Origin of the sequence: Pandoraea sp. NPDC090278 (assembly GCF_044772185.1) — a bacterium.
Lineage (GTDB): Bacteria > Pseudomonadota > Gammaproteobacteria > Burkholderiales > Burkholderiaceae > Pandoraea.
The window spans coordinates 1-13544 of record NZ_JBIVYJ010000015.1 but is presented as its reverse complement, the minus strand read 5'-3'; the positions used below and the strand labels follow the sequence as shown (position 1 = coordinate 13544).

At 59.1% G+C, this 13544-nt stretch carries 5 protein-coding genes and 7 pseudogenes; 6 read left to right on the top strand and 6 right to left on the bottom strand.

The window, feature by feature from the left end:
- The first annotated feature begins 197 nt into the window (after positions 1–197).
- Together ACIQWO_RS26740 and ACIQWO_RS26735 are read left to right on the top strand one after the other, a co-directional pair.
- Positions 198–833: a low molecular weight protein-tyrosine-phosphatase gene (locus ACIQWO_RS26740; protein WP_402830719.1), complete on the top strand. Its 636-nt coding sequence runs from the start codon at positions 198–200 to the stop codon at positions 831–833.
- Between the two features lie 99 nt (positions 834–932).
- Positions 933–3042 (top strand): annotated as a pseudogene (locus tag ACIQWO_RS26735) (site-specific recombinase).
- Positions 3043–3125: 83 nt separating this feature from the next.
- On the opposite strand, the gene ACIQWO_RS26730 reads toward ACIQWO_RS26735, so the two are convergent.
- The 4 genes and pseudogenes from ACIQWO_RS26730 to ACIQWO_RS26715 all read right to left on the bottom strand — a co-directional run bounded on the left by ACIQWO_RS26730 (position 3126) and on the right by ACIQWO_RS26715 (position 6754).
- Positions 3126–3800, bottom strand: coding sequence for a class I SAM-dependent methyltransferase (locus ACIQWO_RS26730; RefSeq protein WP_402830717.1), 675 nt, complete (start codon positions 3798–3800; stop codon positions 3126–3128).
- Positions 3801–3817: 17 nt separating this feature from the next.
- Positions 3818–6092, bottom strand: a pseudogene (locus tag ACIQWO_RS26725) (Tn3 family transposase).
- A gap of 3 nt (positions 6093–6095) precedes the next feature.
- Positions 6096–6515 (bottom strand): putative toxin-antitoxin system toxin component, PIN family, encoded by a 420-nt coding sequence (locus tag ACIQWO_RS26720; protein WP_402830716.1) that lies wholly within the window; start codon positions 6513–6515, stop codon positions 6096–6098.
- Positions 6515–6754, bottom strand: coding sequence for a ribbon-helix-helix domain-containing protein (locus ACIQWO_RS26715; protein WP_402830714.1), 240 nt, complete (start codon positions 6752–6754; stop codon positions 6515–6517). Before ACIQWO_RS26715 ends, ACIQWO_RS26720 begins: the two co-directional genes overlap by 1 nt.
- Positions 6755–6991: 237 nt before the next feature.
- Here ACIQWO_RS26715 and ACIQWO_RS26710 point away from each other — a divergent pair.
- Both ACIQWO_RS26710 and ACIQWO_RS26705 read left to right on the top strand, forming a co-directional pair.
- Positions 6992–7532, top strand: a pseudogene (locus tag ACIQWO_RS26710) (recombinase family protein); the annotation flags it as partial.
- 462 nt (positions 7533–7994) lie between these two features.
- Positions 7995–9902: a tetratricopeptide repeat protein gene (locus ACIQWO_RS26705; protein ID WP_402830712.1), complete on the top strand. Its 1908-nt coding sequence runs from the start codon at positions 7995–7997 to the stop codon at positions 9900–9902.
- A gap of 309 nt (positions 9903–10211) precedes the next feature.
- Here ACIQWO_RS26705 and ACIQWO_RS26700 read toward each other — a convergent pair.
- Positions 10212–10471: pseudogene (locus ACIQWO_RS26700) on the bottom strand (transposase); the annotation flags it as partial.
- 63 nt (positions 10472–10534) lie between these two features.
- A pseudogene (locus tag ACIQWO_RS26695) lies at positions 10535–11492 on the bottom strand (IS110 family transposase).
- A 226-nt stretch (positions 11493–11718) separates the two neighbouring features.
- Here ACIQWO_RS26695 and ACIQWO_RS26690 point away from each other — a divergent pair.
- Together ACIQWO_RS26690 and ACIQWO_RS26685 are read left to right on the top strand one after the other, a co-directional pair.
- Positions 11719–11952: pseudogene (locus tag ACIQWO_RS26690) on the top strand (IS110 family transposase); the annotation flags it as partial.
- A 1224-nt stretch (positions 11953–13176) separates the two neighbouring features.
- Positions 13177–13544, top strand: a pseudogene (locus ACIQWO_RS26685) (hypothetical protein); the annotation flags it as partial.

Here is a 13544-nt window from a genome sequence, read left to right as displayed (position 1 = left end):
GCACAGCCAACTTCCGATATCTGTTTTAACGGGTGAGTCCTTGCGCGCTGACGCCCCGACGCGGTGGTGCAAGTCGTGAGTGAATCGGCCGACTCAAGCGGCAAGATGTTCCTGTCTAGATCATCGAAGGAACGCTGGTGCGCGCCGGGCACCGCCGACCTTTGCTGGACGGGAAAAACGTAACAAAACGACATGTAATGCGACATCACTCGTCATATCGCGCCGCCGCTGCCACACACCAATTCCGGGAGCGGGGTCTGAGTCCGGCGTCAGTTTTGCTTATCTGCATGGGCAACATCTGCCGCCCCCCGAATGCCGACGGCATCTTTCGCGACCGACTCGCCAAAGCGGGGTTGTCCGGTCTCGTCGAGATCGATTCGGCGGGGACGCACAGTTATCACATCGGTCACGCCCCGGATGCGCGTACGCAGGCGGCGGCCGAGCGGCGGGGCTACGATCTGAGCGCACTGCGGGCGCGCCGCGTCGAAGCAAGCGATTTCGAGCGCTTCGAATGGATCGTGGCCATGGACAACGCAAACGTCTCCGAGCTCACAGCACGCAGTCTCACAGCGTTTGGTCACAAGATTGTCCGGTTGATGGATTTCGCGCGGCGTCATGACGCTACCGAAGTGCCCGATCCCTGTTACGGCGGCGCGCAAGGGTTCGAGACGGTCTTGACGGCCTGCTCGTGCGTTTGGGACAGGCCGACTGATCGGTTGTCGGCGCGCACATCCTCGTGGGGAAATGGCGTGTGCGTTGCGATCGGTGACGAGATCGCTTTGCGAGTTGACGCCCCTAACAGGGCTATCATTCGGCCCTCTTTGACGGGATGAGGCCAGGCGGTGCGATTTGTCGTACGTCAGACGTGCCGGTGACTCCGTCCCTTCTGTTTCTGTCGCTGAATCCGTAGCCGACTACACACTATCCGATTCATGTTCAATTCGCTTACTTTGTACTGGCGCAAGTGGAGCGCCTCGCGCCATGCAGGTCATCAACTCGACGAACTGCTCGCGCACGCAGATCCTGTAGCGCCGCTGGCCGTACGCAATCAATGGTTGATCGAGTTGGCGCATTGGGTGCAAAAGCGCGGCGCGATTGTCAACGAAGTGCGGGGGGAAGGGGAGGCCACCCGATACCGGCCGCATACGCGCCTACGCTATTTGCTGCAAATGCTGGAGCGCAATCCGCAGTGGCGACTGTCGGTCGCGCGCACGCTGCGTAGCGTCATCAATGAGAGCGATGCCATTTCGCTGCTCTGCGACACCGGCATGCCCGTGCGGCCCGGCTTTTGGGGCGCGTTAGCCGAGCGCATCGAAAAGGCGTTGATTCCGCCGCCACCGACGCGACGGGACCTCTCGGCATTGTGTTCTCTGATGTTTCCCGACGGAGATGCTGCCGACTGGATCGCTGCCTTACCCACTGAGTTGTTGGGCGATCTGATCGCGCTGCTCCATCACGGCGAGGTGGACGACGCCGACGTGGACTGGAATCCGTTCGCCGAGGATCTGCTTGCCGCGATGCATCACCTCGTCAATCAGATTGCATCGACGGGGCTGTCGCAGGCGGTGCGCTCCCGCCTTTCCTATTCCCGCGTCACCGATTCGCCGTTTTACCGACTAGGGCGCGCGATGCAGGCGCTTGAGGACGTTGGTCAGGAGTTCGCGCACGGTGCGCCGCCGTCGCAATTGTTTGTGCAGCAGATCAACGTATTTCGCGCACTGCTGGACGACTGTGGTCGCGCGGTGCGTGAGGTATATGCACACCTCGACGAGAACGGCGTCAGCGTCGATATCGTGTTTCAAGTCGAGCGCGTCAAGGCGCGGATTCGTCGTCTCGAACGTTTGCTGGAGGCGTGGCTGACCTACGGGGACCACGGCGATAAGGCCGCAGCGCGCGTGCGGTTGCTCGCGGATCTGGTGAGAGCCAACCGGGCGAGCCAAAGCGTGGGCGAACTGGCGCGGACGTCGTTTGGCTTGTTGGCGCGCAAGGTCGTCGAGCGCAGTGCGGAGACCGGCGAGCATTACATCGCGCGCAATCGCAGCGAGTATTTTTCGATGCTGAAGATGGCCTGTGGCGGCGGACTGGTGACGGTCGTGACCGTCTATATCAAGTTCATGATTGCCGGGGCTCACTTTCCGACCGTGGTGGAGGGTTTCTTTGCCGGGGGCCAACTACGCGTTGTGCTTCCTGTTCATGCACTTTTGCCGCTTCACGCTGGCCACCAAGCAACCGGCCATGACGGCGCCCGCCATCGCCAGCAAGCTCGATGATGTCGATACGCCAGCGGGGATGGATGCATTCGTCGGTGAGGTGATCGCGCTGGTGCGTACCCAGGCGGCCGCCATCTTCGGCAATCTGGCGATGGTCTTCCCGTTTTGCCTGTTGGTGCAGTGGGCGGTGTCGGCGGCGCTGGGTGCAAACACTATCTCTCCGGAAAAAGCGCACGCGACGCTGAACTCGTTTTCGATTCTCGGTGTAACGCCGTTCTTTGCGGCGCTGACCGGTGTGCTGTTGTGGTGCTCCAGCCTGATTTCCGGCTGGGCTGACAACTGGTTCGCCTTGCACGGCATTGGCGATGTCCTTGCGTACAACCGCCGTCTACGTTTTGTTTTTGGACGTCTGGGTGCGGCGCGACTCGCCGACGGGTGCCGACGCCACATCGCACCGGTGCTGGGCAATCTCACGCTCGGCTTCATGCTGGGACTCGTGCCGGCCGTGCTGACGGCATTTGCTTTGCCGTTCGAGGTCCGTCACGTGACCCTGTCGACAGGGTCGATCGCGACTTCGATCGGCGTGTTGGGCGGTTCGGTGTTTCACGACCCGGCGCTGTGGCTGGCGTTCGCCGGAGTGGCGGCCATGGGGCTGCTCAACGTCGGTGTCAGTTTTGCGTTGGCATTCCACATGGCGCTTCGATCGCGTCCACTGCGATTGGGCGACCGTCGGCAAATCCACCGCGCCATCTGCCGCGCCGTGCTGCGCAATCCCCTGGTGCTGCTGTTTCCTCCGGGCTCGCCCCGACCGGAAGCCTGTCCCGAAAAATAAGAACTTTCACAAGCGGACGAGGGAATTTCCGCAAAAATGGGCCGGAAGTAGGGGGCCGGGGAGCAATGGAACAATCAACCGACTTAAGCGGATAGCTTTGCAGTGAACAGGGCAACCCTGCCATATTGCTGTACGCTAACCTTTGCAAAATAACGAGACAACGCTGATTCAAGATCGGCCAGGGTGTCATGCTGGTTCCCAAAAATCCCCTTTCGGTTGTATAGCTTCATCAAGCGACGTCCCAGCCAGTTGTGGACGACTTCATCGCCACCAAGAATGGTGGTGCCGTATAACGTGCCGTCTGCGGTCAAATGCCGGTGCAGCAACTCAAAAATTGCTGCTTTATCGGGCATATTGCCTGGCAAGCAATGGAGTACGTAAAAAAGCGAAATAGAATCGAATCTTTGATGCCCTAGGGCGCCACTGGGCTTGAGGATGTCTTCCTGTATCAGCAAAGGCTGCAAATGCGCGATCCGGGTGAGTGCAGATTCAAGACTGTTGCGGTTCAAGTCAAGCAAAGCGACCTTTTGTTCCGTGGAAAACGAGCTATGCGCCAGGTAATAGCCTGTACCCACCCCCACATCGAGATGGTTCGCACTGAGGTGTTGCTGGAAAAACGGGAGCAGGACGGAACGTGTTGGACACCGCCATGCATAGCGGTTAGAGAACTCTAGTACCCACCAATCGTATATTTTCAGGACCAGCGGTGTGTAAACTGCTGCGCCGGCCTGGGTATCGTGATTTAACTTGGCTTGCATACCTTGTACCTCTGTAGTCAGGAAAGTGGTGTATCGCGTGTTTTTTCCAGTGGCCGCACTTGCCGCGCGCGACCGCCTCCGGCACCGAAAACGAGTGGGGTCCGAGCATATTGAGGTACTTGTGGCCAAACGGCGAAAGCCGCGCCTCGTCTTCGTGCTTCACCTGGTAGCCCTCGCTGCGGAACTGTGTCAGCACCGAGTCCATGTACAGCGTGTTCCACAGCACGACCATGTTCACGACCAGGCCGAGTGCGCTCAACTGATCTTCCTGCCCTTCACGGTAGCGCTGAAACAGCTCCCCGCACTTGCCGTGGAAGACCTCGCGCGCCAGGCTGTGGCAGCCTTCGCCGAGGTTCAATTGCCGCAGCGGGGCGCGGCGGCGGGCCTCGTCGTCGATGAAGTTCAGCGTGTGGATGGTGCGCACCGGCACCACGAAGCGCATACCGTCGGCCGAGGCCACGTTACCGCCGCCCCAGGCACGCGCCAGCGCGATGCGGTTCTGCACCGCCACCAGCACGGCGTTGCAGGCGATCAGCGTGTCGTCGCGCACGTAGGACTGATCGACCCACATCAGCCGGTCGCGTTTGAGTGTCGGCGTGTCCTGTCGCACCAGCGATTCCGGGCCGGTGATGCCGGCTTCGGCCATCAGCACCGCGCACAGGCTGGTGGTCAGATCGGCCGCGCTCGCCGTGCGCTCAGTCAGATGTGTGAAGGCGTCCATACAGCCGGTGCGCCCGACGACTTTCAGCAGGATTTCCGGCGGATCGACGCTCGGCATCCGCGCCTTGATCTCGTTGCGTAGCGCGATCAGCGAAGGCGGCTCTTCCAACGCTTCCAATGGGTCGGTCTTGTCGCCGACCGTCTCGAAGCGTACCGCGTCGTTCGCGGGCAGGCGCGCGGCTTCCCACTCGGCTCCGGCCAGCAGCCCGGCACACGGATCGGCGTAGCGCCAACTCGGGCTGATGAACACGTCACGATGGAGGATCGCGCTGCGCAGCTTGTCGAGCGCGCAGAAGGAATAGGCTGTGGCGTTGATCCGGCCAAAGTGGCCGGGCTTTTCGTGCAGCCATTGCAACGCCTGCGTCAAGGGCTGCGCGGCAGGATTGGCGCCGAAGCGGATGACGCGCAGCAACGTCGGCAGGAAACGCGAGACAGTGGCCTTGCGGGCCTCCAGCTCCGTGTAGAACACATCGTTGGGCGGACGCACCAGGCCAATCACTTCGTTGAGTGCCTAGGCCAGTTCATCGTGGCCAATGGCGGCACAGACTCGCTCGCGCAGTTCGTCGTCCGGCAGAGCGGGATCGAGCAGCATCCGGCATGCTTCGGCCAGCGTCGAGGCGGCCCGATCCAGATCTTTGAGGGAACGCTGCCTGACCTTACGGTCTTCCTTCTCGGCCTTGGTGAACAGTTCGCGCAGCAACAATTCGAGTACATCGATGGCATCGTCCTGCGCGCTGGCCTCCAGGCAATGCACGAAGGCCACCAGCGTGGCGATGTGCGCCGCACTTCCGGCAGCCGGGCCACGGCGGACGCCTTGACGGTGCTGGCAAAGCGGGCCAGCGCTGCGATGCGGCTTGACACCGCATGGGTGCCGGACAGCTTGATGTCCAGACCGCGCGCCGGAGCGCTGACGCGCACCGGCCCCTTGCGCAACCGATTCAGCCAGAACTGGCGGTTGCCTTCGGCAGGATTGAGAAGGTCGTCGAGGCGCCGCGGCTGTTCGGCCGTCACGCCGCGCGCGAGCAGACGCCACAGACGCGACTCCATGCGTGAGCGCACTTTGGCGATGAAGCGTTCAAACACTGTGACGCCGGGAAGCAGCACCTTGTGGCCGACCAGCCAGCCGTTGGCATAATCAAACAAGGCGCTCGGACGGTTGGTGCCCGTCCACCACAGGGCGCACAGCCAGCGCCCCAGGCGAAACTGCACGCCGCCCTCGGCAAATTCACGATAGCCATAGCGGGTGCGAATTTCGGTCGTGTGCCGCCAGCGTTGCTCGCTCTCGCGGTAGGTCAGCACGCAGTCGGGGTCGGCGATGCCGAGTTGGGACGACAGCGTATGCAGTACAGTGCCGGGCACGGCAGCCGGGACTTCCAAGAAGGTGCCAAGAAAGCGGGCCGTGGTCAGTTGCAGCGCATAGTCCAATCGGTGGCTGTCGCGCCGCTTTGTGGCGATCCACTCACGGCCATCATCTTCGAGGTGGAAGTAGCGCGCCAGCTCTTCGCTGGAAAGCGTATCTGGATAGCGGCCGTAGCGTTCCGGTTGCGTGGTGGACAGGAAGCTGACCGGCATGACTCAAAGCGCCTCGGCGCAGAAGGTGGTCGGTGTGACGATGCGCGTGCGGCCGATGGTGCCGCGTTGCAGCAGCCCGGCGCGACGGTCGCCAGTCACGAGGTAATCAGCCTCACCGGCCAGTGACATCGCCAGTAGGAACGCATCGTTCGGATCGTCGGCGTTGATGTCACTCGGTAGCGGCGGCAGCGTGTTCAGCACAACGGCGCGCTGAATATTGTTAATCATGGTGCCGACGCGATGCGCGGGCAGAATGGCCTTGATCTTCGGATAACGGCTCACGCGGCGCAGTTCGTCGAGCTGCGCCGCCCCTGTCACCAGATCAAAACGTCCGGCAAACCAGGCGCGATAAATGATGTCCGGTGGGCTGTGCGACGAGATTAGCGCGGCCAGCAGCACGTTGGTGTCAAGGACGACCCGCATCAGTGCTCACGCGCCCACTGCACCGCCTCGTCGATGAGGTCGTTCAATTCTGCCTCGCCCATACCTGCCGTCGTGGCCTTGGCTTGCTCGACCGCCCGTTCGAAAAGATAGGCGCGCACCGCCTCCTCGATGAAGCGCGACAGGTCGCCCTTGCGGCCGCCACCTTGCGCAGCGATGAACATGCGCACGGACTGATCCACGTCAGGCGATACAGCGATGTTCCAACGCACGGTATTCATGGTGCCCTCCAAAACAGTGTTTGCGTACATAGGTGTTTATACACCTTATCCGCTACACCGGCAATGGTTCGATAAAACCTTCGTTTCTATGAACTTCGATTCGACAATCGGCCCGACCTGTCCACAGGCCAACAAGCCGTCTTCAATAGTGGTTCGCACAATCAAAGTTCGAAATAATCTAGGTCAATGAGTAAAATGGAATTTGCGAATGAAAATCGGCTATGCGCGAGTCTCATCGCGCGACCGGCACTGGACGAACTGCTGGGGCAGTTGCGTGTCGGCGACGTGCTGGTGATCTGGAAGCTTGACCGAATGGGGCGCTCGCTCAAACACCTGGTCGAACTTGTAGGCAACCTGATGGAGCGCAAGGTCGGCCTGCTGAGCCTGAACAACCCCATCGATACCACGAACGCACCAGGGTGGCTCGTGTCCAACCTGTTCGCCTCGTTGGCCGAGTTCGAGCGTGAACTGATCCGTGCACGGGCGCGCGGCCGGGTCGGTGTGCGACCCAAGGGCTTGTCGCCCAAGGCCGAGGCCACTGCGCTGGCCGCCGAGACCTTGTACCGTGAGCGCAAGTTGTCGGTCACCGCCATCGCGCAGAAGCTGCACCTGTCCAAGAGCACGCTGTACAGCTACTTGCGGCATCGCGGCGTCGAGATCGGCCCCTACAAGAAGCCGGCACAGACCCGCCCCATCGACGAGTGCTGGCGAGGCTGACTCACCGAAGATCGCCACGATCCGACTGACGCTGCGCATCGAGAACAACAGCAAGTTCGTGCTCAGCGACGCGCAGATCACCGCACTTTGCAGACTTATTCAGGAAGTTGCCCTAGGCGTGTGGGGAAACATCGGCCTTGCAATCGTAGATAATCAGTGCCCAAGCCTTCTGAACTGAATGGTAGGTGAGCATTGACGGAACAACGCCTCCTTGTATGCGGCTTGATAGCGTCTGCGTGTTCCTGCCAAATGAACACCGGTTTCGGGAAGACGGACACCTATTTCGAAACAGGCCTGTTCCTGTTCGTCTTCGAACGGAATTCGCGTTCGACTTCGATCAGAATCATTGTTCCACTTCGCCGGAATGTGCACTGCGCGTAATCGGAAGACCCGGCACGGGGAAGAACCTTGCTTTGCTGCATCGATTTGCGGCAAATTCTCTACTCTCGCGGAGGTTAATCGATAACGTTCGAACGCCGTTAACTTTGCCCATTTTCTTCTTCATTTCCACGTAACCATGTCAATGAACGCAGATCCTTTTTCACCCAATACCGAGGTGATCCACGCCGCCATTGCCGCATATGAGCAAGAGGATTATGTACAGGCGATCCAAATATTGCGCGATGCCCTGACGTTAGCGCCCGACGACGGTGAAGTCATGCGGCTTTTGGGCGGCATCGCTGTGGATGCTGGCATGTTTGACCTCGCACACTCATATCTCCTCCGCGCCCTTGAGCTAGATCCAGCCGACGCGGGCTCCTTGTATAACCTCGCGTTGCTGCACTATCGCCAAAGCGACTTCGACACGGCCGTTGCCCTGCTCGATCGTGCTCAAGTGTTCGCTCCCGATGACACAAACGTCAAAACAGTGCTTCGCCAATCACTGCACTGCCGCGCAAGTGTACATATTTCTCGCTTTGACTTTGAAAGCGCTTCCCGCGATCTCGAACGGCTGCTGCAAATAGATCCGACCGATCATCGTGCACTATTCAATTTTGCTACGCTGCAGTTTGCGGTCGGTCGTGCCGATTTGGCCATTCCACTCATCGAGAAAGCCATGGAATACGCGGCGGATCCGATGCCTTATCAAAGCAATCTGCTCCATACCAAAATGCGCGTATGCGCTTGGGACCGCTTGCCGGAACTGTGCGCAAACATAGAACACGCCATTGACGCCGGACAACGGGCGTGTACGCCGCTGCATTACTTGCCTATTTCCGAGGATCCAGCTCGCCAGTTGAACGTAGCCCAACTGTGGGCGCCGGCGATGGCGCGCAATGAGCTACCCTTAGCGAACTCCACCGTAAACCGACGGCTGCGCGTCGGCTATTTCTCGCATGACTTTAAAACGCACCCCGTCTCGATCATGCTCGCTGGGATGTTTGAGCATCACGCCCGCCAGTCTTTTGAGGTATTTGCCTTCGCCACAAACCCGGGCACCGATGACTATCGCCATCGGATTGAGCAGGCTGTGGAACACTTCATTGACGTCTCCTCGCTGGACGACCACGACCTCGTAGCATTCGCACGCCAGTATGCGCTCGATATCGCTGTCGACATCACCGGACTGACGCAAGGCGGACGCGCAGAGGCATTCGCCACCCGCATGGCACCGATCCAAATACAATACCTTGGTTATCCCGGCTCCAGTGGCGTCCCCAATTTGGACTACGTGATCGTGGATAGGTATATCGCTCCGCAACGATGTCCGGAGCATTTTAGCGAACGCCTAGCGCTTATGCCCGGCACATTTCAGATCAGTGACGCCCAGCGGCCACAGCCCGCCGAGGGTGTCACGCGCGAGCACCTGGGTTTCGAAAAGGCGGTCTTCCTATTCGGGTGTCTGTGCAACACCTACAAATTCAACCCCGCGCTCTTCGACCGCTGGATGCGCATACTGGACGCCGTTCCCGACAGCGCGCTGCTTTTGTATGCTCCAACGCAATGCGCGAGAGACAACCTCAGCGATCAGGCAGCGAAACGCAATATCGATCCCGCACGATTACACTTTTCGGGACGTGTTTCACTCCCTGATTACTATGCCAACCTGCGCCTGATCGATCTGTTTCTCGACACCTATCCGTACAATGGTGGCACCACTGCTAACGACGCGCTTTGGATGGGCGTGCCCCTGTTGACATGCTCAGGGCGTACGTTTTCAAGCCGTATGGCTGGCAGCGTGCTCCACGCAATGGGGCTTGATGACATGATCACGACTTCGCTAGACGATTACGAGCGCGCAGCGATACGCTTGGCCACTGAAGGCCGGTTCAGACTGGCCGAGGTGCGCGCATTGCTCGCCGCGCAGCGCACGGATACGAGGGGCGTCTTTTCTACAGAGCGCGCTGTACGCGCGCTGGAAGCACTATATCGCCAAGCCGTCGACGCTCATCAGAAGGGCTTCGCGGGCGACATCGTAGTGGATGGATAGGGCAAATGAAATGTGGACGGAAGGCGCGTGATGAGGACGAGCACGTGCAGCCTCGCTTCAAGCTAGCTGTGTGCCTTGAAGAAAAAATTAAAAATACGTGAGTTTTATGGGTCTCCTCCCCAACGTATTGAAGAACATCAAACGCGGACGGTGCTGCGCCGCAAGATGTTCTGAACGAAGCCATTGGCCGCCGAATATCGCTTAGAGGCTGCCCTGGGCGCGATAGATGCCCTTGAGAGCGAAGGCATCACATCACCAATGCACATCAAGAAGGCGGACAACGCTCGCCTTGCAACGCCAGGGTGGGCACTTTTTTGACAAGACATCCTGCAACATGGCTTTGTCAAGGCCCAGATCGGCAACTAGGCGCTTGAGCTTCATGTTCTCAGCTTCCATCTGGCGCATTCTGCGCAGCTTCGATGGTCGCACGCCACCGCATTTTTTCGTACAGTGGAAAAGGTCGCCGCGGTGATACCCAGCTTACGGCACACCCCTTTTACCCGCATACCTAGCTCAACCTGAGTCAAGGCAAACGCGATCCGTGTTTCCAGGAACTTGCTCGTCCTCACGGCGGATCTTCCGATTCAAACGATGAAAACCATGCCGGATTTAATGAGCAACTGTCTTTCCAGTCAAGCCGTGTGGATGGATTCATCCCACGGCTTTCCTATTTTTGCGATGGCGTTGAGGATAGTCACCAGCTTTCGCATACAGGCAACCAGAACCACCTTGTTCGGCTTGCCTGTGGCGACGAGCCGATGATAGAAGGCCGCGATTGCTGGGCTAAAGCGAACAGCGGCTAACGTACGCCATGTACAGCATGCGCCTGACCGCTGCACGTCCACCGAAGATTGTTCGCTTGCCGCGAAACGCCCCTGAGTCGCGGTTGAAGGGGGCTACCCCGATCAACGCACCGACTTCGCGCCGCGTCAGATTGCCGAGCTCCGGCACGTCGGCGATCAGCGTAGCGACAGTAGCGGGACCGACTCCGCGAACACTGGACAGCAGTTCGACAAGGTTGGCGTGGTGCGCTTTGACGTGCTTTGTCAGGGCTGCTTCGACAATCTTGAGCTGACCTTGGAGAACCTCAATGACGGCAGCAATGCTCTTGCACACGGTCTCGTGGCTGACTCCTAAACGTTGCCGCTCGGACGTCAGCAACGTGACCAGTTGGCGACGGCGTGCAATCAAGGCTTGGAGTTCCCGTTGCAGTGGAGAACGCAGGACTTTGACGACCTTGTCCCTGTCAGTTCGTTGGGCAAGCACCTGGGCAAGTTGTGCCAGAGCACGTGCATCAATCCGGTCGGTTTTTGCCAGATTTCCCATTGCTTTGGCGAAGTCACGGGCCTGCGGCGGATTCACAATGGCGAATGCATGGCCTGCGCTTTGCAACGCGCAACCAACTGCTACTTCATAGCTTCCGGTGGCCTCCAGTACCACAAGGTCAACCTCGTATTGAGCAAGGGTGGAGACAACCGCTTCGTGACCTGTTGGTGTATTGGGATAGGTGGCGACGATACCGGCTGCTCCGAAAGCGATATCGAGGGTGGCTTTTGCGACATCAATTCCAACGGCGATTTTTTCAGACATGGTTCCTCGGATCCCATTCTTGCGAATGCGAATTTGAATTCAAGCAACTGTTCAGGCTTATCGAAGAACGGTAGCGATCACGCGCCGCATGCTCATTAGCGGGCTTCTAGGCCCATGATGGTTATCAGGCTGCGTGACCGCCGTCCGTGAGCAGAAAGATACAAGATGGTCACCCCCACCCTACACGCGGGTAACGCGGTAGGGTGTTTTCATTTTGGAGGCCATCATGCAGAACGTGACGCTGGTAGGAATCGACCTGGGCAAGCATACGTTTCACCTTCACGGGCAAGACCGGCAAGGCAAAGCGGTGTTTCGCAAGAAGGTGAGTCGCAAGCAACTGGTCGAGTTTTTCGCGACATTTCATGCGTGCACAGTGGTCATGGAAGCGTGCGCCGGAGCCCATTACATGGCCCGCCAGTTGGCCGGCTTCGGGCACCAGGTCAAGCTCATCTCGCCGCAGCCAGAGCGGGCGGCTCGCCGAGTGGGTACGCGCGATGCTCACGCGTCGGCATTCGAACGTGGTGCCCTGCGCGCTGGCGAACAAGCTGGCCAGAATGGCGTGGGCGCTGGCCACGCACAGCACCGTATTTGATGCGGGATCGAGCGTTATGCCAGCCTGAGCGCTCGATCCCTAACGTTTTACCGAAGTACCCCCACCTGGTTTTGCGGCGACTGACATTAGATGACGTGAACGGCACACCGGCCTGACGAACAACCCGAAAAATAGATTGGCTTCCGAAGCCGAGGATTTTTTAGGATCGTCAGGCGCGACTTTCATCGTGGCGCAGGGAGCGACTCCCCACAATGACGCCGGATAGATTTAGGCAAGCCAAACACTGCATCGAACATCAGTCTTGCAAAAATGGGGGTGACCATAAATTCTATTTTTCAACGGGGCTGTTTTCTGGGAGCGACAACTCATCGCGAAATTTAGATTTATTTCTATCCGCCTATCAGTCGAACGAGGGCACCATGGCGAAAGCTTACTTTTTCCCTAAAGGCTTTTCGTTGTGCCGAATAATGCGAATTAGTCATTGCCAATCGTGAGTTTATCTGGGCCGAATGCGTTCTGTGGCACGGCCAATCAGTCATTTGTGGTCCGCGTAAGTGCGCGTCGGGGCGGAATCCGTGAGGCGTCTCCATTCTCGGTACATCATTCGATTTCTGCGTCTTGTTGTGCGGCTTATCTTTTCCCGGCGGCGCGTCGTCAATCACCCTCGAGGTGATTTTCTTCTTTAGGCGACGTGTGTTTTTTTGCTGATGTCCTATTCCATCACGTCAAATTGCTCATGCGTTTTCGTCCTTCTTGCTCCCTGAGCCTCTCTTCCAAGCGTCGTTTGACGGCCTGCCACCGATTAAGCGCGTGTGCGCTGAGTGTCGGTTTGGCCGTTCCCCTGCTTGCGGCAGCGCAAAGCGCTGGCATTACAGGTATCGGAACGGGTATGAATGTGGGAGAAGTCAACGTAGCGATGACGGTAGTGTGGTGACCTGGATCAATACCTCAGGCGCGAGTACCCACACCTTTCGCTGGACGGCTTTGGGCGGCGAGCAAGATCTCGGGGGCGTTGACAGGCCCATTGGTTCCGCTCTAGGGGGAGTCAATTCCGATGGAAGTGTCGTGGTAGGCGTTGCAGCGAACGGGAGCCAAAGCGCTCAAGCATTTCGATGGACGGAGGCCGCCAAGATGCAGTCCGTGGAGGCGTGGCTGCAGGCCAACGGCGTGACAGTGCAGGGCGTTCAGACGGAAACCGCCACGGGGGCCAATGCCGATGGTTCGGTCGTGGTTGGGCGACTTGCTAATGGCAATGCCTATATCGCCCGCGTGGTGGCGAAACCTGTCCCCTCTGTACCGTTAAGTCCTTCGACGCCAGCGCCGTCGTCATCAACGTCCTTGAGCGGCCTGATCGATGTGCAAGCGTTCGCGCAAGGTTTGGCTCGCGTGGCCGTGGTGGGGGGGAGCGCCTCACGCAATGCCGATCTCGCCATCAATGACCTGCATAGCAACCCCATGCGCGGCTTGATCCCGACGGTTGGCCAGAGTGCCGTCTGGAC

Bases quoted from the DNA above. Each gene is read 5' to 3' on its own strand.
- ACIQWO_RS26740 (WP_402830719.1), top strand. From the start codon at position 198: ATGCGACATCACTCGTCATATCGCGCCGCCGCTGCCACACACCAATTC.
- ACIQWO_RS26730 (WP_402830717.1), bottom strand. From the start codon at position 3,800: ATGCAAGCCAAGTTAAATCACGATACCCAGGCCGGCGCAGCAGTTTAC.
- ACIQWO_RS26720 (WP_402830716.1), bottom strand. From the start codon at position 6,515: ATGCGGGTCGTCCTTGACACCAACGTGCTGCTGGCCGCGCTAATCTCG.
- ACIQWO_RS26715 (WP_402830714.1), bottom strand. From the start codon at position 6,754: ATGAATACCGTGCGTTGGAACATCGCTGTATCGCCTGACGTGGATCAG.
- ACIQWO_RS26705 (WP_402830712.1), top strand. From the start codon at position 7,995: ATGAACGCAGATCCTTTTTCACCCAATACCGAGGTGATCCACGCCGCC.